Source organism: Allobosea sp. P4_C6 (genome assembly GCF_056402015.1).
Window position 1 is genome coordinate 1 of the sequence record NZ_JBFUIF010000306.1, and the last position, 801, is coordinate 801.

The following is an 801-nucleotide window of genomic DNA, read 5'->3' on the forward strand; positions in this document are numbered from 1 at the left end:
GGGCGGAGGGCGGATGATTGCGATGGAACAGCGGTCGTTTTTCGGGTTGTCGGAGCATCTGGAGCGGCTGAGCCAGATCGGCGACCCGTTGGAGACGCTCGAAGCGACGATCGATTTCGAGTATTTCCGAGGCTGGCTGGTCGAGGGCCTCGGCTACGGCGACGGAGCCAAGGGCGGGCGCCCGCCCTTCGATCCCGTGTCGATGTTCAAGGCGCTGATCCTGCAAGTGCAGCACAATCTCAGCGATGCGAAGATGGAGTTCATGATCCGGGACCGCCTGTCCTGGATGCGCTTCCTGCGCTTTGATCTTGGCGCTCCGACGCCCGACGAGAACACGATCCGCCATTTCCGCAACAGGCTGACCGAGACTGGCACGCTGCGGCGGGTGATGAAGGCCTTCGACTGGCAGCTTCAGAAGAAGGGCTACATCCCGATGTCGGGCCAGATCGTCGATGCCTCCCTCGTGCCGGCGCCCAAGCAGCGCAACACGGACGCGGAGAAGGAGGCGATCAAGGCTGGCAAGACGGCAAAGGAGATCTGGCCAGACGAACCCAGCAAGGCAGCGCAGAAGGACGTCGACGCGCGCTGGACGCTGAAGATCGGCGGCAAGATCCGGTATCGGCCCGACGGCACACCCTTGCCGCAGATCGCCTTGCCGGTCTTTGGCTACAAGACCCACATCGCGATCGACCGGCGCTTTGGCTTTATCCGGGAGAGCGCGGTGACCTCGGCGGCGCATGCCGATGGACGGATGTTGCCGCGCCTGGTGACGACGCAGAACACCTCCTCAGAGGTCTGGGC

General features: G+C 63.9%; 1 protein-coding gene. It reads left to right on the top strand.

The features are described from left to right. Window positions 1-22 precede the first annotated feature (22 nt). A partial coding sequence (locus AC1DVA_RS28835) for a transposase (RefSeq protein WP_476808195.1) occupies window positions 23-801 on the top strand: 779 nt, incomplete at its 3' end.